The organism is Flagellimonas nanhaiensis, assembly GCF_003382275.1.
GTDB classification, from domain to species: Bacteria; Bacteroidota; Bacteroidia; order Flavobacteriales; family Flavobacteriaceae; genus Flagellimonas; species Flagellimonas nanhaiensis.
On the sequence record NZ_QTJX01000002.1, the window covers coordinates 140,255 to 159,597 of the forward strand.

Annotated in this window: 17 protein-coding genes; 12 read left to right on the forward strand and 5 right to left on the reverse strand. The window is 41.0% G+C overall.

Annotated features, from left to right (window positions below; all coding sequences use genetic code 11):
* Nucleotides 1–3 precede the first annotated feature (3 nt).
* Entirely contained in the window at nucleotides 4–1,290 is a 1,287-nt protein-coding gene (locus DX873_RS08060; protein ID WP_116183954.1) for an LVIVD repeat-containing protein, read from the reverse strand.
* Nucleotides 1,291–1,434: 144 nt separating this feature from the next.
* Between DX873_RS08060 and miaB the strand changes: the two genes are divergently transcribed.
* From miaB to DX873_RS08110, 10 genes are all read left to right on the forward strand, one after another.
* Entirely contained in the window at nucleotides 1,435–2,895 is a 1,461-nt protein-coding gene (gene miaB / locus DX873_RS08065) for a tRNA (N6-isopentenyl adenosine(37)-C2)-methylthiotransferase MiaB (RefSeq protein WP_417935340.1), read from the forward strand.
* A 3-nt stretch (nucleotides 2,896–2,898) separates the two neighbouring features.
* On the forward strand, nucleotides 2,899–4,170 hold the full coding sequence (locus DX873_RS08070) for a sigma 54-interacting transcriptional regulator (RefSeq protein ID WP_116183956.1): 1,272 nt from the start codon (nucleotides 2,899–2,901) through the stop codon (nucleotides 4,168–4,170).
* 28 nt (nucleotides 4,171–4,198) lie between these two features.
* The gene (locus DX873_RS08075; protein ID WP_116184834.1) at nucleotides 4,199–4,717 is read left to right on the forward strand and encodes an LptE family protein; all 519 of its coding nucleotides are present in this window, start codon (nucleotides 4,199–4,201) and stop codon (nucleotides 4,715–4,717) included.
* A 4-nt stretch (nucleotides 4,718–4,721) separates the two neighbouring features.
* Nucleotides 4,722–5,606, forward strand: a complete 885-nt coding sequence (locus tag DX873_RS08080; RefSeq protein WP_116183957.1) for a hypothetical protein — start codon at nucleotides 4,722–4,724, stop codon at nucleotides 5,604–5,606.
* 7 nt (nucleotides 5,607–5,613) lie between these two features.
* Entirely contained in the window at nucleotides 5,614–5,976 is a 363-nt protein-coding gene (gene secG / locus DX873_RS08085) for a preprotein translocase subunit SecG (protein ID WP_116183958.1), read from the forward strand.
* Between the two features lie 143 nt (nucleotides 5,977–6,119).
* A complete protein-coding gene (locus tag DX873_RS08090; protein ID WP_116183959.1) occupies nucleotides 6,120–6,398 on the forward strand; it encodes a co-chaperone GroES in 279 nt (92 codons plus the stop codon).
* A gap of 21 nt (nucleotides 6,399–6,419) precedes the next feature.
* Nucleotides 6,420–8,051, forward strand: coding sequence for a chaperonin GroEL (gene groL / locus DX873_RS08095; protein WP_116183960.1), 1,632 nt, complete (start codon nucleotides 6,420–6,422; stop codon nucleotides 8,049–8,051).
* A gap of 152 nt (nucleotides 8,052–8,203) precedes the next feature.
* Entirely contained in the window at nucleotides 8,204–9,403 is a 1,200-nt protein-coding gene (locus tag DX873_RS08100) for a glycoside hydrolase family 18 protein (RefSeq protein ID WP_116183961.1), read from the forward strand.
* 23 nt (nucleotides 9,404–9,426) lie between these two features.
* Entirely contained in the window at nucleotides 9,427–11,658 is a 2,232-nt protein-coding gene (locus tag DX873_RS08105; RefSeq protein ID WP_116183962.1) for a DUF4838 domain-containing protein, read from the forward strand.
* Between the two features lie 79 nt (nucleotides 11,659–11,737).
* The gene (locus tag DX873_RS08110) at nucleotides 11,738–13,225 is read left to right on the forward strand and encodes an alpha-L-fucosidase (protein WP_116184835.1); all 1,488 of its coding nucleotides are present in this window, start codon (nucleotides 11,738–11,740) and stop codon (nucleotides 13,223–13,225) included.
* A 46-nt stretch (nucleotides 13,226–13,271) separates the two neighbouring features.
* On the opposite strand, the gene DX873_RS08115 is transcribed toward DX873_RS08110, so the two are convergent.
* From DX873_RS08115 to DX873_RS08130, 4 genes are all read right to left on the reverse strand, one after another.
* Nucleotides 13,272–13,982 (reverse strand): heavy-metal-associated domain-containing protein, encoded by a 711-nt coding sequence (locus tag DX873_RS08115; protein WP_116183963.1) that lies wholly within the window; start codon nucleotides 13,980–13,982, stop codon nucleotides 13,272–13,274.
* The gene (locus DX873_RS08120; protein ID WP_116183964.1) at nucleotides 13,982–14,338 is read right to left on the reverse strand and encodes a heavy-metal-associated domain-containing protein; all 357 of its coding nucleotides are present in this window, start codon (nucleotides 14,336–14,338) and stop codon (nucleotides 13,982–13,984) included. Before DX873_RS08120 ends, DX873_RS08115 begins: the two co-directional genes overlap by 1 nt.
* Nucleotides 14,339–14,358: 20 nt before the next feature.
* Nucleotides 14,359–16,593 carry a TonB-dependent receptor gene (locus tag DX873_RS08125; RefSeq protein ID WP_116183965.1) on the reverse strand — a complete coding sequence of 745 codons (2,235 nt, stop codon included), beginning with the start codon at nucleotides 16,591–16,593 and terminating at the stop codon, nucleotides 14,359–14,361.
* A gap of 84 nt (nucleotides 16,594–16,677) precedes the next feature.
* Nucleotides 16,678–17,085: an HYC_CC_PP family protein gene (locus tag DX873_RS08130; RefSeq protein ID WP_232520879.1), complete on the reverse strand. Its 408-nt coding sequence runs from the start codon at nucleotides 17,083–17,085 to the stop codon at nucleotides 16,678–16,680.
* 140 nt (nucleotides 17,086–17,225) lie between these two features.
* Here DX873_RS08130 and DX873_RS08135 point away from each other — a divergent pair, with 140 nt between their 5' ends.
* Both DX873_RS08135 and purH read left to right on the forward strand, forming a co-directional pair.
* A complete protein-coding gene (locus tag DX873_RS08135) occupies nucleotides 17,226–17,678 on the forward strand; it encodes a GAF domain-containing protein (protein ID WP_116183967.1) in 453 nt (150 codons plus the stop codon).
* A gap of 92 nt (nucleotides 17,679–17,770) precedes the next feature.
* A complete protein-coding gene (purH, locus tag DX873_RS08140; protein ID WP_116183968.1) occupies nucleotides 17,771–19,303 on the forward strand; it encodes a bifunctional phosphoribosylaminoimidazolecarboxamide formyltransferase/IMP cyclohydrolase in 1,533 nt (510 codons plus the stop codon).
* Nucleotides 19,304–19,343: the final 40 nt, after the last annotated feature.

Genomic DNA, 19,343 nt, shown 5'->3' on the forward strand with positions numbered 1-19,343 from the left:
TTTTTAGTTAAGACCAATCTGGCTTAAAAGTTTTATTTCATTTTCTAAATACTCATATTGATAGAGCACGCCATCTCCAACCATGATCAAATGATTTTCCATTGGGATGACATCATACGTAACAATATCTTCAAAATGGTTTAACTCAACCAGGTTTTCAACATCTGTCTTGTCAAACACTTTTAGACCTGAAGCTCCATCACAAATGAATAGCTTTTCTTCCTTTATTCCCAATCCGTAGGGTTCATCCATAGGATACTCTATGGCAAGTTCCGGATTTTTGATGTCAGATATATCCACAATATACAATCCACTCTCTACAGCACCACACAGGTTGCCTCCCCTAAGGGTTACGTAGGCATAATCGCCATCGACCACCACAGGGTCACAAGCAGTGCCGTGCTCAAAGTCAGAAACGAATGTAGGTTTTGAAGGTTCGGATATGTCATAAATGTACATGCCCCGTGTACCACCCAAAAACAATAAATCTCCCTGATTAAAAATAGTTTCTATGCCCCAACTAGTGTAGACCTCATCCAAAACTTCAGGAGCATCAAGATCAGAAATATCAAAAACATTGATGCTTGACCATTCAACGGCGTACAAATAGTCGCCAACAATCCTAAAGCGAGCCAAAGAGCCTCCTTGGCCTGTATCTGATGTTGGAGCTGCATTGGTATTGGCAAGAGCTCCATCTTCTAGGTATGCAAAACCATATTTTTCATTGAACTCATTTTCAGTCATTCTCACCGTTTTGGTCTCCCAACCAACAATGGCTTCTCTATTGGCATCCAAATCACTGTAGTCGTAAGCATCAGCTTGAGGCCATTCAACATCAAAGCCAACGGTACACCAGAATTCTTGATAAATGGCGTTTTCCAATCTTTTGACATCTCCAATATTATTGATGTCCGAAATATCCATGATTACCAGATCACCATAGCTGTCCGCATATAGCTTATCGTTTTTAATGGAAATATCATTGTTCCCTTCAAGCTTTATGAAAGCAATTTTCTCGGGCAAAGCTGGGTTTGAATTGTCCAAAACATGCAGCCCCCTGCCAACATCATTTACGAAAATGTAATTCTTATACGCGTAAATTTTTCCAGATTGAACAATGTCCACAGGCTCAATAACATCAATGGCCTCTTCTTTAAAAGTCAATAGATCGGTCGTTAGCGGGGTAGCAATAAGATACTCGTTGGTTCCCGCAGGCAAATTATCAGAATCATCACAAGCAAGAAAGCTTAGTGATAAAATTGAAAACATAAATAGGATGCTCTTTTTCATAGGTGTTTAAGTTTTTTGATGCAATTACAGCCTTTAGATAAAAATCGTTAAACAAAGTTGCGTTTCCTTTTGGTTAAAATTTAACTGCCAAATTGTCACTAAAATGGAATATGCACTATCTTTGCAGCCCATTTATTGTAAATGATGAACGATCAGGGCACAGAGAAAATAATAGACGAAACCAAACAAGGGACCACACTCACATTAAAAAAAGAGGAAGCGAACACCCGAAAACTTTATATAGAAAGTTACGGATGTCAAATGAACTTTTCCGATAGTGAGATTGTGGCCTCCATCCTATCTCAAGAAGGTTTTAACACCACCCAAAAACTTGAAGAGGCCGATTTGGTTCTGGTAAACACCTGCTCCATTAGGGAAAAGGCGGAACAGACAGTTCGTAAACGTTTGGAGAAGTTCAATGCGGTAAAAAAGACAAACCCGGGAATGAAGGTTGGGGTGTTGGGATGCATGGCAGAACGTCTAAAAAGCAAATTTCTGGAAGAAGAAAAGATTGTGGATATGGTAGTTGGGCCAGATGCCTACAAGGACCTCCCCAATCTAATTCAGGAAGTTGATGAAGGTAGGAATGCGGTCAACGTTATCCTTTCCAAAGATGAAACCTATGGCGATGTCGCTCCGGTACGGCTGAACTCAAATGGAGTAACCGCTTTTGTATCCATTACCCGAGGATGCGACAACATGTGTACTTTTTGTGTAGTTCCGTTTACTAGAGGTCGCGAACGTAGTCGTGACCCACAGTCCATTTTGGCAGAAGTAAACGATTTATGGGAAAAAGGATTCAAGGAAGTTACCCTACTGGGGCAAAATGTGGACAGTTACCTTTGGTACGGCGGTGGATTGAAAAAGGATTTTGAAAAAGCCACAGATATGCAAAAGGCCACCTCAGTGAATTTTGCAAAGCTACTGGAATTGGTTGCCCAGGCCCAACCCAAGATGCGCATCCGTTTTTCTACTTCAAATCCCCAGGATATGACTTTGGATGTCATTGAGTCCATGGCCAAATATGAAAATATATGCAAGTATATCCATCTACCCGTACAAAGCGGCAGCAATAGAGTTCTCAAAGCCATGAACCGTCTGCATACACGGGAAGAGTATTTTGAACTCATTGACAACATCCGAAGAATACTACCAGATTGCGCCATTAGTCAAGATATGATTGCTGGATTCCCAACCGAGACCGAGGAAGACCATCAAGACACCTTGAGTTTAATGGACTATGTGAAGTACGACTTTGGTTTTATGTTTGCCTATTCCGAAAGGCCGGGCACTATGGCAGCTAGAAAACTGGAGGACGATATCCCTGAGGAAACCAAAAAGAGGCGATTACAGGAGATTATCGAGTTGCAACAAAAACATGGCTTGTTACGCACCCAGCAACATGTTGGGAAGACAGAGGAAGTTTTGATCGAGGGAGCTTCAAAAAAATCTGATGCCCATTGGATGGGACGCAATTCGCAGAACACCGTTGTGGTTTTTCCTAAGGAAAACTATAAGGTTGGGGATTTTGTAAATGTGAAGATCAATGACTGTACTTCGGCCACATTGATCGGTGAAGCTGTTGAATATTCAAAGAACAACTGATCAATGGAAAACGTACAATCCATAAAACAACGGTTTGAGCTTATCGGTAACGACATAAAGCTCAATCGCGCTATTGAAAAAGCCATACAAGTGGCTCCTACGGACATTTCGGTTTTGGTAACTGGGGAAAGTGGGGTTGGTAAGGAGTCCATTCCCAAGATTATTCATTCCCTCTCCCACCGAAAGCATGCCAAATACATAGCCGTTAACTGCGGAGCCATTCCAGAAGGAACAATTGACAGTGAATTGTTTGGCCACGAAAAAGGAGCTTTTACAGGTGCCACACAGACCCGTAGTGGATATTTTGAAGTGGCCGATGGGGGTACCATATTTCTTGATGAAGTTGGAGAACTGCCATTGACCACTCAAGTGCGACTTCTCCGGGTTTTGGAAAACGGCGAGTTCTTAAAGGTTGGGTCATCAAACGTACAGAAAACAGATGTCCGAATCGTGGCCGCCACCAACATTAATATGTTCGAGGCCATTAAAAAGGAGAAGTTTCGTGAAGACCTGTATTATAGATTGAGTACCGTGGAAATCAGCATCCCTCCACTACGTGATCGTCAGGGAGACATCCATTTGTTGTTTCGAAAATTTGCTTCGGATTTTGGCCAGAAATACAAAATGCCCACCATCCGCTTGGAAGATGATGCTGTCCAGTTATTGCTCAAATACCGCTGGCCTGGAAACATTAGACAACTGCGTAATATTGCTGAGCAGATATCAGTTTTGGAGGAAAACAGGAGCATTTCTTCTACCACTCTCAATAGCTACTTGCCCAATGCCGGGGATTCCAATCTTCCGGCCGTTATCGGTCAGACCAAAAAGGAAAATGATTTCAGTAACGAAAGGGAAATCTTGTACAAGGTACTTTTCGATATGAAAGGTGATCTCAACGATCTCAAAAAACTGACTTTGGAATTATTGAAACACGACAATTCTGAAAAAGTCCAAGAAGAAAATGAGACCTTGATCCGCAAGATCTACGGGAACAAAGAAGAAGAAATTCCTGCCGAAGAAAGCAGTATGACAGAGGTTCTACACCTACCAGAACCCGTCGTGGAAACAACCGTTCCTGCTGTGCAGTCCCAGGAAGACCGTTACCATTTTGCCGAGGAAATCGAAGAGGAAGAAACCTTATCTTTACAGGAAAAGGAAATTGAACTGATCAAAAAGTCATTGGAACGCAACCGTGGAAAACGAAAGGCTGCAGCTGCAGAACTTGGCATTTCGGAACGAACATTGTACCGAAAGATAAAACAGTATGATCTTTAATCCCACCTGCTTAATGGAACTTGGATTCATGAAAAAAAATAGTTTGAAAATTGGAATAGTGGGAGTGGCCCTGTTTTTAAATAGTTGCGGTGCCTATAACTTTTCCGGCGCCGACATTGGTACAGCCCAAAGCTTTCAGGTTAACTTTTTTCAGAATTACGCAGATCAAACACCAGGATCCACTTTTGTTCCTGGATTGGACCGGGACTTTACCCTGGCACTGCAAGATATGATCAATAACCTGACCAGTCTTTCCCTTACAGGCAGCAATGGCGATTTACTCTATGAAGGTGAAATTGTGGAATACAAAGTAATTCCTATGACAGCCACTGCAGATCAGCGAACCGCTCAAAACCGACTTACCATGAGTGTAAATGTCAGGTTCTATAACAATACCAAAGACGATGCTGATTTTGAACGCAGGTTTTCCTTTTTCTTTGACTTTGATGCCGCCGCAGCATTGACATCAGTGCAAGCTCAGGCCCACGAAGAACTTTTTGAACGATTGACACAAGACATTTTTAATGCCTCTTTAGGAAATTGGTAGCGGAATGAACGTATCGGATTTTTTACATATTCTTCAAAAATCAAACACCATCCTGTCTCCACAACAGACCAGGGAGCTGGAAGGCATTATTGAAGAATACCCTTATTTTCAGGCGGCAAGGGCGCTGCATTTAAAAGGGCTTAAAAATTTGGACAGCTACAAATACAACAATGCTCTAAAAGTGACCGCCGCTCACACTGCCGACAGGGATGTTCTTTTTGACTACATCACATCACAAGAATTTGTACAGAACAATATTGCCGATACCATAGCTGGCCGCGGATCAAAACTAGAGGAGCAAAGTGCAGTTTCGGAAGAGATTGAACCAAGTCCTTCAGTTGAAACCATTCAGGCTGAATCCAATGAAGCGCTGCCACAAAATATTCAGGATGCAGAACAAATTTTGAATCCTTCGTTGTTCAAATCAAAAGAAGAGAAAGAAGTAACAGAAACAGATGACCAAGATGAGCCTTCCGATACTGATACTGACCTAGAGTTGGGCAAACCCCTTCCTTTCACAAAAAAGGAAAGACATTCTTTTACAGAATGGCTACAACTGACTTCCACAAAGACCGAACAGGAGGAACCCGTGGAAGAAGTCACAAAATCGGACAGGAAGCAGAGGTTTGATCTTTTGGACAAGTTCATTGAAAACAATCCTAAGATTGTCCCCAAAGATTCCATGGTAAAGGTAAACATTAAAGAGTCCACTAAAATTGACAAAACCGAGCTAATGACCGAAACGTTGGCCAAGGTTTACCTGGAGCAAAAAAAGTACAAAAAAGCCATCCAAGCATTCAAAATTTTGAGTTTGAAATATCCAGAAAAAAGTGGTTTCTTTGCAGACCAAATTCGGGCGGTGAAGAAGCTGCAGAAAGAAAAAGAATGAGTTAAAAATGAGCACGTTTACAATTTTTTTGATATTGATCATCATTGTCTGCCTTTTATTGGTTTTGGTCATTATGGTCCAAAATCCTAAAGGTGGAGGATTGTCCTCATCATTTGGTGGTGGTGGCAACCAGGTCGTAGGAGGAGTAAAAAAGACTGGGGATTTCTTGGATAAGAGTACCTGGACACTTGCTACCCTACTCATTGTACTGATCCTGCTTTCCAACATTTCCCTAAAGGGAAGTTACAGCCAAGCAGATTCCAAGTTGTTGCAGGGAGATGATACCGAGGCCACAATCCCGGAAGCAGTTCCTGAGGAAGTGCCAGAACAACTTCCTCCTGCCACAAACCCAGCGGACACGATCAACTAAGAAGAATGGCAAATCATACAAAAATGCCAGCTTGAATGACAAGCTGGCATTTTTGTTTTCCATAATGTCAGTTTTTATGCAATGGCATAATTTCTGCCCAAAGTTTCCCGAATTTTTAAATCAAATACCTAAAAAATAATAAGATGGCTAAAATCAACATCAAACCATTGGCGGACAGAGTTCTTGTAGAACCGGCCCAAGCCGAGACCAAAACTGCTTCTGGAATCATTATTCCCGATACAGCAAAGGAAAAACCCCAAAAAGGAAAAATTGTGGCTGTTGGCCCAGGCACCAAGGACGAACCTATGACAGTTAAGGTTGGCGACATGGTACTTTATGGTAAATATGCAGGTACCGAGCTAAAGCTTGATGGTGGAGATTTCTTGATCATGAGAGAAAGTGACATTTTAGCAATTGTTTAATCAAAAAATCAACTAAATAAAATGGCAAAAGACATTAAGTTTGATATAGAAGCACGCGACGGCCTAAAAAAAGGTGTAGACAAATTGGCCGAGGCTGTTAAAGTAACCTTGGGACCTAAGGGAAGAAATGTGATCATCAGCAAATCTTTCGGTGCTCCACAGGTAACCAAAGATGGTGTATCCGTGGCCAAGGAAATTGAATTGGAAGACGCCCTTGAAGACATGGGTGCACAAATGGTAAAAGAGGTTGCCTCTAAAACCAATGATCAAGCAGGTGATGGTACTACAACTGCCACCGTTCTTGCCCAAGCCATCGTTAAAGAAGGATTAAAGAACGTAGCCGCCGGAGCCAACCCCATGGATCTAAAAAGAGGAATCGACAAAGCAGTTGAGGCCCTAGTTGGAGATTTGGAAAAACAAGCCAAAAAGGTAGGTAGCGACTCTGATAAAATCAAGCAAGTTGCTTCCATCTCATCAAACAATGATGAAACCATTGGAGATTTAATTGCTACAGCTTTTGATAAAGTAGGGAAAGAAGGTGTAATCACCGTAGAAGAAGCAAAAGGTACTGATACCTATGTAGATGTTGTTGAAGGAATGCAGTTTGACAGAGGTTATCTTTCTCCATATTTTGTAACAGATACAGATAAGATGATTGCCGATTTGGAGAATCCATATATTCTTCTTTTTGATAAAAAAATCTCCAATCTACAGGAAATTCTACCCATACTTGAGCCAGTTGCCCAATCCGGAAGACCACTATTGATCATTGCCGAGGATGTTGAAGGGCAAGCCCTTGCCACATTGGTTGTGAACAAATTGAGAGGTGGACTTAAAATTGCCGCTGTAAAGGCTCCAGGTTTTGGAGATAGAAGAAAAGCTATGTTGGAAGACATTGCTATCCTAACCGGAGGTACCGTAATTTCTGAAGAAAGAGGATTCTCCTTGGAAAATGCTTCCTTGGATATGTTGGGAACTGCAGAAACAGTGACCATCGATAAGGACAACACTACAATTGTGAACGGTTCCGGAAAAGCTGCTGACATCAAAGGAAGGGTAAGCCAAATCAAATCACAGATTGAAACCACAACCTCTGATTACGACAAGGAAAAACTTCAAGAGCGTTTGGCCAAATTGGCCGGAGGTGTTGCCGTACTTTATGTAGGTGCCGCATCAGAAGTGGAAATGAAAGAGAAAAAGGATCGTGTAGATGACGCACTACACGCTACCCGTGCAGCAGTTGAGGAAGGTATCGTTGCTGGTGGGGGTGTTGCCCTGGTACGTGCCAAAAAAGTACTTGAAAAACTAGCAACGGAATCCCTGGATGAGACCACTGGAATCCAAATAGTGGCCAAAGCCATTGAGTCTCCTTTACGTACTATTGTTGAAAATGCAGGAGGTGAAGGTTCCGTAGTAATTTCAAAAGTACTTGAAGGCAAAAAGGATTTTGGATACGATGCCAAGGCCGACAAGTATGTAGATATGCTTCAAGCAGGAATCATCGATCCCAAGAAAGTAACTCGTATTGCATTGGAAAATGCTGCTTCAGTTGCAGGGATGATTTTGACCACAGAATGTGCGTTGACAGATATTAAAGAGGATACCCCTCCAATGCCTCCTATGGGCGGCGGTGGTATGCCCGGTATGATGTAAAAAACATCAAATCTTAAAAATCAGAAGGCCCATGTTTTACGTGGGCCTTTTTTATTTCCCTACCGTTGTCCATACTTGTTAAGCTGTCCTTGGTCTAAAACATTCTTGAAAAAGTATTTTAATAGTTACTTTTTATCTATAAAATACAAGCAATGAGACCTTTACACTTCACCTACGTAGCCATACTTCTTTTGTTGGCATCGGCTTTTATGATTCCTAAAAATGCTATCCCTCAAAAGAATCCTAACATATCCGTTATGGCCTATTACGTTCCGGAAAAGGATTATCAGCCAGAAAAACTGCCCTTGCATCAGTTGACCCATATAATATTCTCGTTCACCAATGTAATCGATAACCAAATGCAGTTTCGGCATGCAGAAAACAAGGAAAAACTGCATCAACTTGTGGCCCAACGAAAAAAACACCCAAACCTAAAGGTTATGATTGCCTGTGGAGGTTGGGGCGCAGATGGTTTTTCGGATATGTCGCACACTCCTGAAAATCGAAAGAAGTTTGTCGAAAGCGTGGTTGCGTTCAATAAAAAATACGACTTGGATGGTTTGGATATGGACTGGGAATATCCCGCCATTCCCGCAGCAGGAACCGGAGCAAGACCTGAGGACAAACAAAACTTTACCCTGTTGATGAAAGAACTTCGTGAGGGGTTGAATACTCTTAAAAGAGAGCAGACACTAACTTTTGCCTCGGCCGGTTGGAAACGCTATTATGAAAATATTGAATTGGAGAAAGTGATGCAATATGTGGACTACATGAACATTATGACCTATGATCAAGTGGGTTCCAACTCCCCATTTACAGGTCATCATACCCCCTTGGGATTCATCAACGAGAAGGATATAGCGGGAACCCCTGCGGCAGAATTTCTAGAGGATTGGAAAAAGAAAAGAAATGATGGTCGGGATTATGGTCCCAGATCAGCCGAAAAAATAGTTTCCTATTGTTTGGAACAAGGTGTTAAGCCAGAACAATTGGTCATTGGTTCCGCTTTTTACGGAAGGGCATGGAAGGGTGTTCCTCCCAAGAGTAATGGTCTTTATCAAACCAATTCAGGCGCCCATATTGGATGGTCTGCCTACCAACAAATCAGAAATGAATTTGAATCTGATCAGAACTATGTCAGGTATTGGGACCCTATTGCCAAAGCGCCTTATCTCTACAATGCCAAGGACAGCATTTTTATAAGTTATGATGATACCGTTTCGGTTCGATTAAAAACCGAATACGCCATAAAAAAGAAATTAGGGGGAATTATGTTTTGGCAGTTAGGCAATGATACCAAAGAAGAGAACAGCCTGTTGAAATCCATGTACGATGCTTCTATAAAGGAATGACCATTTAGATTAAAGTTGAACCTATGCGGAAAACTTACTACACATTGTTATTTTTTATCGGAATCATGGTCACCTCTTGCTCTTCGGACCATATTGTCTTGGTAAAAAATGGAAAAACCAATTATGAAATTGTCCATCTGGGAAGTGCCTCCGAGAATCAATACAAATCAGCTGAGAAACTCCAAAGCTATCTTCAGAAAATAAGTGGTGCAAAGTTGGAGCTCGTTGACGAAAGTTCCCAGACCTTGGGAAAGAACAAAATCTATATCGGTACTATAAAAGAGGAGGAACTAACCCCGCATCAAATCAGAATTAGAACCGAAAATGATAATGTTTCTATTGCAGGCGGTTCCGATATGGCCACCAATAATGCTGTTTATGAGTTTTTGGAAAAATTCTTGGATTGCAAATGGTATGCACCAAATGCTGAGGAAATCCCATCGCTTACCACAATAAGCTTAGACCCAATTGACTTTAGCTATATTCCAGAAATAACCACTAGGACCGTACATTCTAAACTTTTCTATGAAAACCCGGAGTTTGCAGACCAGCTCAAAGTAACTTATGAAGCATTCCCTACATATGTTCCTTCGGCCCGGGTGCACACATTTCACAAATTCATGCCCGAGGAAGTTTTCTACCAATCCCATCCAGAGTATTATGCCTTGCGCGAAGGAAAAAGGTTGCCCACACAATTATGCCTCACCAACGAAAAAGTTTTAGAAATTGTAAAGGATTCTGTTAGTGCTCTTTTTGACAGACATCCAGATGCTTTGGTGATTTCAGTAAGCCAGGATGACAACCAACAATATTGTCAATGCCCCAATTGCAACAAAATTGATGTAGCAGAGGGAAGTCCGGCCGGAACCATGATTCACTTTGTAAATAAAGTGGCCAGAGCTTTCCCCGACAAGACCATTTCAACCCTGGCCTATCAACACACCCGTAAACCTCCAAAAATCAAACCAGAAGAAAATGTTTTGATTACGCTTTGCTCCATTGAATGTGATAGAAGTGGTCCTATTTCAGAAAAGTGTACCGATTTTGCGGATGACCTAAAAAACTGGGGGAAATTGACCAACAACATCAGAATTTGGGATTATACCACGCAATTCACAAACTTCCTGGCTCCCTTTCCAAATATCAAGACCCTAAAACCAAATATTGAATTATTTCGTGACAACAATGCCAAATGGGTTTTTGAGCAACACAGTCATAATCCAAGTGAGCTTTTTGAATTACGATCATACATCACCGCCAAATTACTGTGGAACCCCAATCTGAATTTTGAAGAGCTCCTAGAGCAATTCACCAATGGTTATTATCATGAAGCGGGACCTTTTGTTAAAAGTTATGTTGATTTGATCCATTCCAAGTTAAGTGAAGATGACGATTTTTTTCTCTTCCTATATGGTGATCCTTCGGAAGCATTCAATTCTTACTTAAGCCCAGAAATGTTGGATGAATACTCCCGTCTTTTTGAGCAAGCTGAATCAGCCGTCGCCTCCAAATCTGAAATACTCAAAAGAGTAAAAATGGCCCGTATGGGTGTTGACTATGCAAGGCTAGAAGCAAGTAGAAAAAATCTATCAGAAAACTACAGTCTAACCCTTTCCGATGAAAATGGGATAGAATCCATAAATCCGAAAGTGGCTCTACTTCTGGACAACTTTAGTAATACGGCAAAGGAAAACAACATTACCCTGATGAATGAAATGGGATTTACCGTTAAAGAGTACGGCTCCAATTATATTTCAGCTTTGGAAATGGCCAAAAAACCAAATAAGGCTAAAGGTAAAAAAGTCATCTCCATCACCAACCCCACAAAGTATGCAGATGAAAACCCAATGGTCCTGACCGATGGTGCGCTGGGAGGAAGTAGCTTTTATGCCAATTGGCTGGGATACGTTGGAACAGATATGGAGGTAATCGTGGATTTGGAAGAACTTCAACACATAAGTTCAATCTCCATGGCCTTTCTGCAAGTGACCAATCATGTTGTCTTTTTTCCTACTTCAGTCACTTACTATGGTTCACAGGACAATAAAAATTTCATTCCGCTTGGCTCCGTAAAAAACCTTAAACCTTTGACCAAAACCAGCAAAATCAATGAAATCAATTACTTTGACCAAAAGTTTTCCCCAACAGAAGTTAGATATGTAAAAGTTGTGGCTGAAGCCGAAAAAACTCCATATTGGCACCACTACGCAGGCTTACCCTCATGGGTCTTTGCTGATGAGATTATTATTGATTAGCAATGCTTGTGATACGAAGTTATTCCCAACAAATCCCATGGAAAACTATACCGATAACTAATTTGAAAACAAAATGGAAATGAAAAACCTCCAGAAAAGAAAATGGGCAACCCTACTATTTTTCCTAATTGTGGGTTTCAGCACGTTACATGCCCAAGCTGTTTATGAGGAAGAACGTTATGTACCCGAGACAGACCCGATGGTGCTGAAAAAATTGGAGGAATGGCAAGATTTAAAGTTTGGGCTCTTGATGCACTGGGGTCCCTATAGTCAATGGGGAATTGTGGAGTCTTGGTCTCTCTGCCCAGAAGAATATGGTTGGTGCGAGCGCAAGATGGGCGCCAATCCAAATGATTATTTTGCCTACAAGAAAGAATATGAAAATTTACAGAAAACCTTTAATCCCACTAAGTTTAATCCGGATAAATGGGCAAAAGCAGCCAAGTATGCTGGAATGAAATATGTGGTTTTTACCACAAAGCACCATGATGGGTTCTCCATGTTTGATTCAAAATACACCGATTACAAAGTAACCGACCCAAAAACGCCTTTTTCAACACATCCCAAAGCAAATATTACCAAAGAAATCTTTGATTCATTCAGAAATGAAGGACTGTGGGCGGGCGCTTATTTTTCAAAACCAGATTGGCACATGCCATATTATTGGGACCCATACTTTCCTCCTCGGGACAGAAATGTAAATTATGAACCAGAGGCCTATCCAGAAAAATGGCAACACTATGTGGATTTTACCCATAACCAGATTTTGGAATTGCTTACAGACTACGGGAAAGTGGATATTTTGTGGCTGGACGGTGGTTGGGTCGCCAAAACACCAAAATCTTTCATTACCAGCTGGTATGACCACCAACTTAAGGACAATGCCAATGGCTATCTTAAACATCGCATAATAAACCAGGACATTAAAATGGATGAGCTGGTGGTTAAAGCAAGACAGAAACAACCTGGGTTGATTGTTGTGGACAGGGCAGTCCATGGAAAAAATCAAAACTATTTAACACCAGAAAACCGAGTTCCTGAAAAACCACTGCCATATCCATGGGAATCATGTATAATTTCCGGTGGTGGATGGTCCTATACCTTCGATGCAAACTATATGACCAGCCATGAAGCCATACATACTTTAGTGGACATTGTGGCCAAAGGGGGAAATCTATTATTGAACATTGCCCCTAGTCCTGAAGGCGAATTGGACGAAGGTGCATACCGATTGTTAGAAAAAGTTGGAGATTGGATGAAGGTAAATAGTGAAGCCATTTACGGGAGCAAGGCCGTTGAACCGTACAAATTTGACAATGTGTGCCTTACCTCAAAAGGCGATGTCATTTATTTAATCAATCTTATTAAAGAAGGTCAAGACACACTTCCATCAGAAATCAAATTCCCGTTGACAAAAGGTCAAAAAAGAATGAGAGCAACACTTTTAGGGCCAAATATTCAGCTAAAAACCAAAAAGGTTGATGATTACCTCATCATAAGCATTCCAAAGAGCAAAAAACAACAATTGCTGAATACCGAGGCATTTGTAATTAAATTAGGACAGTAAAAGTCCCTTTTACACCAGTTTTGATGTAGAAGGGACCTATTACATTTTAAATCATCAACATCCATACTGCCATAACCAACATGATGGCATTTTCTATGAATGTCGCTTCGGTCATGGGAAGATTTAAGGCAGTTCCCAAACATGCACAACGAATGGATTTTTTGTCCAACAAAGTCTTGGTGACACCTAAGGTGGTAATTCCAAGAATCACCACTGTAACTATCAGGGCAAACTGAATCTGGATTCGCATTAAAAAAAGTATTCCAAGTCCAAGTTCCATAAATGGATATACCCATCCATAGATAGGGAGCACTTTGGCCAATGGATCATACATTCCAAAACTTTCCGGAAATCCTTTTAAATCCAAAAACTTGAAAAAGCTGAATACGACATAAAACAGTCCCATGAAGTCCAACATGGCCTCAGAGATGCTCCAATCTTTAAAGTTTAACAAAAAAGCGGCAGAAAATAGATAGGCAAAAATCAAAAATAAAGGACGTAATTGTACCCATTTTGATTTTTCCTGACCATGCAACATTTCCATCACATGGTTACCCTTTTCCTCAATGCCATACTTCTCTGAAAGAGCAGATTGAAACTTTTGGAGCGGCACATGATTTTTCATGGTAATTTTCGCCTCTCCTTGCTCAAGGTCCACGTTCACCTCTCGTACACCATCAACTTTGGACAACTTTTCCATTACCGAGGACGCACAGCCCTGGCATGTCATTCCTGTAACGGTATAGGTATGTTCCATTAGTGTTTGTCGCTATCATCTGTATTGTCCTCCCTGTATTTACAGCAAGGATGAATATCATCGTAGGCTTCCTGGGTGGCCTTAAGCTCCTTGGTATCATGTCCTACCTCTGCCAATGCGGTCTTGATCTTCATAGGGTCAGTTTTACGCTCATCCACTACCAAAGACAACTGATGTGTTGGAATATCCCAAAGCGCATATTTTACCCCAGGCACATTTAGGGCAGCTTTCTCAATGCGCATTTTGCACATTTCGCACTTCCCATCCACCTCAAAGGTCATTTTCTTATTCTTTTGCTGGCCCATTGCGGTCAACGAGACCAATAAACAGGCTAAAACCAATATGCTATTTTTCATTTTTATGTTTATTTAATTGTTTACGATTTAAATCTAAAACCCATGTATAGCATCCGTCCAAAAATTGGAGCGTATACAATGGTAGTGTCAAAATTTGTTCCAAAGGGGTCATCCGCTCCCAAAACAGCATTGCCCTGTCTAAAATTCGTCAGGTTTTCCCCACCAAGATATACTTCAAACTTTCTGGAGAAAACTTTGGTGACCTGTGCGTTCATCAAACTGTATCCGTCTGCAAAATCACCCAATTGAAATTCTACTGGATTTGACAATGTACTTGGCAGTCTTTGTTCTCCAATTAGGTTGACTGTATAATCGAATCGCCATTGCGACCCATTTTCAGTAAGCTCCGTATTATATCCCAAGTTGGCAAAATATCGATGTCTTGCTTGCAAAGGTTTTTGCAACAACCCTGTTTGAAAATCTGTTTTTACATCATAAAATTTGTATGCGGTACGCAATTCCAACTTAGGGAGTATTTCATGGTTCAATTCTACTTGAAGGCTATTGGCATAACTCTTCCCTTCCAGATTTGAAAACCTTACCTCTCGAGGATTTTCCCAATCAACCACAACCTGATTATCAAAATCAGTCCTGTAAAAATCTATGGAAAAATCACCTGGCCGCTCAAACAAAGTAAATCTTTGTATAAAACCAAACCCAAAGTTCACTGCTTTCTCAGCATCAAAACCATAAATGTTGCCTCCATTTCCATTTAATTGGATTGTTCTTGCGGAAGCGAACATTCTTTGGTTCTCCGCAAAGATATTGGCCGCTCTTCTTCCAAGTCCAAAGGATCCTCTAAGACTGGCCTTTTCCCAAGGTGTATATCGCACATGCAGTCTTGGCGTAAAGAAAGTGCCCAAGCGATTATGGGTGTCCAATCGGGCTCCCGCCGTTAAGCTCAATTTTTCCAAATTTGTGTAGTTGTATTCAAAGAATACGCCCGCAGACCTATCCGACCTGCTGAAAGCTTGTCCATTGACCTGTTCATCGTAACCATCATAGGCAAAAGAAAGACCCGTCTTAAACTTGTGCTTGGTATTTCCTATTATTGAATTGAACAGCAAATTGGAATAAATGCTCTCATGATCAATATCATAGGTATTGAAACCATAATAAGAATCCTGGGCATGATGGCTATAGGATGCCTGAAAACCAAAACTTTGGAAAGGTAGATTGGGAAATACATATCCTAGTTTAAGAGACCCATCAAATCTTTTGGTATCAATTTCACTACCCCAAGAGTTAGTGGTGAATCTATCGGAATCAGGGTCAAAATCTTCTTGTCCTACTTGTTTTTCATCATTTAAAAAACGAAGATTAAAAAAGCTCACCCAGCCTTTCTCGGGATTCTGATATTGCCATCGGTTCATGATATTGATTTGATTGGCCAGAGGGGTATCCAAAAAACCATCATCATTGTTATCCACCTCAACATCCCTTCGGTTTCCGTGCAGATAAAGCCCGGTACTCCATTTGTCCGATAATTTGGTATTGAGATGGGTGTTCAATTCCAATCTCCCGTTCATATTGGCATAGCCGTTCACAAAAACAGGAACGTCCGTGAAAGGTTTCTGAAGCTCGGTATTGATTTGTCCCGAGATACTTTCGTATCCATTGACCACACTCCCTGCTCCTTTGGTAATCTGGATACTTTCCACCCAGGTTCCCGGGGTAAAAGTCAATCCATAGGTTTGGGAAGCTCCCCGAACCATCGGGATATTTTCCTGCGTAATGAGCAAATAAGGACTGGTCAATCCCAGCATCTGAATTTGCTTGGTACCTGTTAGTGCATCATTGAAATTTACATCAATGGCAGGATTGGTCTCAAAACTTTCTGAAAGATTGCAACAGGCCGCTTTTAAGAGCTCTGCACTATTAATGGTGACCATGTTCTGAGAAGAAAAAATGGTCTTCTGCACGGCTTCTCTTTCTTGTTCCAGTACTACTTCATCCAATTGGTTTGAGGGTTGTAGCCAATGATGCACCATTTTAGGTTCGTCAATGGTAAGCGTATCCGTTTTAAACCCAACAAAGCTGATAATCAATTTATCATACTTATTTGAAAAGGGAATAGCAAAGGTTCCATCATCTTTGGTAATGGTACCGATAGGAGAATCTTGCCAGTAAACGTTGGCCCCAGCAAGTCCAATATGTTTATTTTCTGAATTGGCCTCCATAACCATCCCCTGAATTTGATCCTGGGCGGTAACCAACATTGGGAGCCATAAAAGCAGTATTAAAATTTGTTTCATTATGTATTGAATAGAATTAATAGATTAAAATCCAAAGCCCGAATCACATAAATGAGACGGGAGCAACAGTATCAATTCAATACATCAAATCAAGAAAACCTGATCCAGGACCTGGACATCCCTCACCAAAATAGGCGGCGGGTATTTTTCATTGGGAACAGGGAGTTCCTCCAATGGAGTGTAAAGGTCAAGATAAGATTGGGCAAACGTTACCAAAAAGGTCTGCTGCTCTAAATCTAAGTCGTTCCATGAAAGTTTAAGATCATCCTGACCCTGGAGTGTGAAGGATTCATCGTCACAGCATGGTATTTCCAATTCCTCACCCATGGCTGTGGCTGCTTCTTCCATACCACAATCCTCTGCATGGGCAAAAAAGGAAATGTCCATGACCCTACCCATACAAAGGTGTTTGTCCACGGTCCAAGAGACTGTGGAGAACAACACCATCAAGGCAAGAAACGTAGAAGTGATATTTCGAAAAATCGATTTCACAGGGGTAAAATTACGATTTATTTCCTTTTTGGGTATTTTCTGGCAGTTTCCTTAACTAAACTTTAAGGTGCTTTTGATAAAGTTTTGGAACAATTATCGACCTAATCCCAAATGAAATACATTTGCAAAAAATTAATCCCATGCTTACATCATTAAGACCAAAAGTCCTCTCCATTCTCAACAATGAAAGCAAGAATGTAGATGCCCGTTTAGAAGAAATCTGCGAACTTCTACGTGATAGTATCGACTATTATGATTGGGTTGGGTTTTATTTTAGGAACGGTAATAAGGAAGAACTAAAGCTTGGCCCTTATGCAGGAGAACCTACGGATCACACAACGATACCTTTTGGCAAGGGCATTTGTGGACAAGTGGCAGTAAGCAATGAAAACTTTGTGGTTCCCGATGTTTCTGCCCAGGACAATTATATTGCATGTAGCATCACGGTAAAAGCTGAAATTGTGGTCCCTCTTTTTGTAAATGGAAAGAATATTGGTCAGATTGACATTGATTCCAACACCCCTGACCCATTTACTGAGGAAGATGAGCGGTTTTTGGAATTTGTCAATGCCGAAGTGGCCAAAGTTCTGTAAAACTTCTGTCATTTTGTTGATAACCCTTCCAGCTTTTTAGGGACAAAAAAATTACTTTTGTGTGCTTAAGAAATTGATTTTTAAGACACACAATGAACACTTCCAAAAAAGCTTCTGCTGCACTAATTTCCGTATTCCACAAAGACGGCCTTGAACCAATTGTAAAAAAGCTAGATGAGCTTGGTGTAACCTTATATTCCACAGGGGGCACTGAAAAATTCATCCGGGATTTGGGAATCAATGTCGTCCCAGTAGAAGAAGTTACAAGTTATCCTTCCATTTTGGGAGGTCGAGTAAAAACCCTTCATCCCAAGGTCTTTGGGGGAATACTTAACAGACAGGATAATGAAAGTGATGTTACCCAAATGGAAGAGTTCAACATTCCACAACTGGATATTGTCATTGTTGACCTTTATCCTTTTGAAAAAACTGTGGCTAGTGGCGCTTCTGAACAGGACATTATTGAGAAAATTGATATTGGGGGTATTTCGTTGATCAGAGCGGCAGCCAAAAACTTCAAAGATGTTCTATGTGTCTCTTCAATGGAAGATTATGGGGATTTTTTGAATGTCATTTCCGTAGGAAATGGAATGACCACTCTTGAAGACCGCAAGCGTTTTGCCACTAAGGCTTTCAATATTTCATCGCATTACGATACAGCAATCTTCAATTATTTCAACCAGGATAATGAAGAAACAGCTTTGAAAATTAGTGAGCTTAAGGGACAAGTACTCAGATATGGGGAAAATCCACACCAAAAAGGAATTTTCTTCGGTGATTTTGAAGCCATGTTCACCAAACTACACGGAAAGGAGCTATCCTATAACAATCTATTGGATGTGGATGCCGCGGTAAACTTAATGGAGGAGTTCAAAAATGACGATCCAACTTTTGCCATTCTTAAGCACAATAATGCATGTGGTTTGGCAACCAGGGATACTATAAAACAAGCTTATGTGGATGCCCTGGCCGGTGACCCTGTTTCTGCCTTTGGAGGTATTTTAATTTCCAATGTTGAAATTGACAAAGGTACCGCAGAAGAAATCCACAAGCTTTTCTGCGAAGTGGTCATCGCTCCAAAATTTTCTGATGACGCCCTAGAAATTTTAAAGGGGAAAAAGAACCGAATCATATTGGTTCAAAACCAAATAGCGCTTCCTTCTACTTTGGTGAGAACTTGTTTGAATGGGGTTCTGGTTCAAGATAAAGACCTTAAGACCGATCAAGAGCAAGATCTAAATCCGGTTACCGATAAAAAAGCTTCTCAACGAGAAATTGACGATTTGATATTTGCTTCGAAATTGTGCAAGCATACCAAAAGCAACACCATAGTTCTTGCAAAGAACAAACAGCTATGTGCCAGCGGTACGGGACAGACCTCCAGGGTAGATGCGCTAAACCAGGCCATTCACAAGGCCAAATCCTTCAATTTTGATTTGGAGGACGCTGTAATGGCGAGCGATGCCTTCTTTCCCTTCCCTGATTGTGTGGAGATTGCACATAAAGCGGGTATTAGAAGTGTGATTCAACCGGGAGGATCCATTAAGGACCAATTGAGCATTGATTATTGCAACGAAAATGGTTTGGCCATGGTAATGACTGGCACTAGGCATTTTAAGCATTAATTTTAGTACATTAGCCGATATTTTTTTCGCTAATCCAAAA

What these genes read in the sequence shown, in the direction of transcription:
- DX873_RS08100 (WP_116183961.1), top strand. Translation starts at nt 8,204, where the DNA reads ATGAGACCTTTACACTTCACCTACGTAGCCATACTTCTTTTGTTGGCA.
- DX873_RS08060 (WP_116183954.1), bottom strand. Translation starts at nt 1,290, where the DNA reads ATGAAAAAGAGCATCCTATTTATGTTTTCAATTTTATCACTAAGCTTT.
- DX873_RS08120 (WP_116183964.1), bottom strand. Translation starts at nt 14,338, where the DNA reads ATGAAAAATAGCATATTGGTTTTAGCCTGTTTATTGGTCTCGTTGACC.
- DX873_RS08110 (WP_116184835.1), top strand. Translation starts at nt 11,738, where the DNA reads ATGAAAAACCTCCAGAAAAGAAAATGGGCAACCCTACTATTTTTCCTA.
- DX873_RS08070 (WP_116183956.1), top strand. Translation starts at nt 2,899, where the DNA reads ATGGAAAACGTACAATCCATAAAACAACGGTTTGAGCTTATCGGTAAC.
- DX873_RS08075 (WP_116184834.1), top strand. Translation starts at nt 4,199, where the DNA reads ATGAAAAAAAATAGTTTGAAAATTGGAATAGTGGGAGTGGCCCTGTTT.
- DX873_RS08135 (WP_116183967.1), top strand. Translation starts at nt 17,226, where the DNA reads ATGCTTACATCATTAAGACCAAAAGTCCTCTCCATTCTCAACAATGAA.
- miaB (WP_417935340.1), top strand. Translation starts at nt 1,435, where the DNA reads ATGAACGATCAGGGCACAGAGAAAATAATAGACGAAACCAAACAAGGG.
- purH (WP_116183968.1), top strand. Translation starts at nt 17,771, where the DNA reads ATGAACACTTCCAAAAAAGCTTCTGCTGCACTAATTTCCGTATTCCAC.
- DX873_RS08090 (WP_116183959.1), top strand. Translation starts at nt 6,120, where the DNA reads ATGGCTAAAATCAACATCAAACCATTGGCGGACAGAGTTCTTGTAGAA.
- groL (WP_116183960.1), top strand. Translation starts at nt 6,420, where the DNA reads ATGGCAAAAGACATTAAGTTTGATATAGAAGCACGCGACGGCCTAAAA.
- DX873_RS08080 (WP_116183957.1), top strand. Translation starts at nt 4,722, where the DNA reads ATGAACGTATCGGATTTTTTACATATTCTTCAAAAATCAAACACCATC.
- secG (WP_116183958.1), top strand. Translation starts at nt 5,614, where the DNA reads ATGAGCACGTTTACAATTTTTTTGATATTGATCATCATTGTCTGCCTT.
- DX873_RS08125 (WP_116183965.1), bottom strand. Translation starts at nt 16,593, where the DNA reads ATGAAACAAATTTTAATACTGCTTTTATGGCTCCCAATGTTGGTTACC.
- DX873_RS08115 (WP_116183963.1), bottom strand. Translation starts at nt 13,982, where the DNA reads ATGGAACATACCTATACCGTTACAGGAATGACATGCCAGGGCTGTGCG.
- DX873_RS08105 (WP_116183962.1), top strand. Translation starts at nt 9,427, where the DNA reads ATGCGGAAAACTTACTACACATTGTTATTTTTTATCGGAATCATGGTC.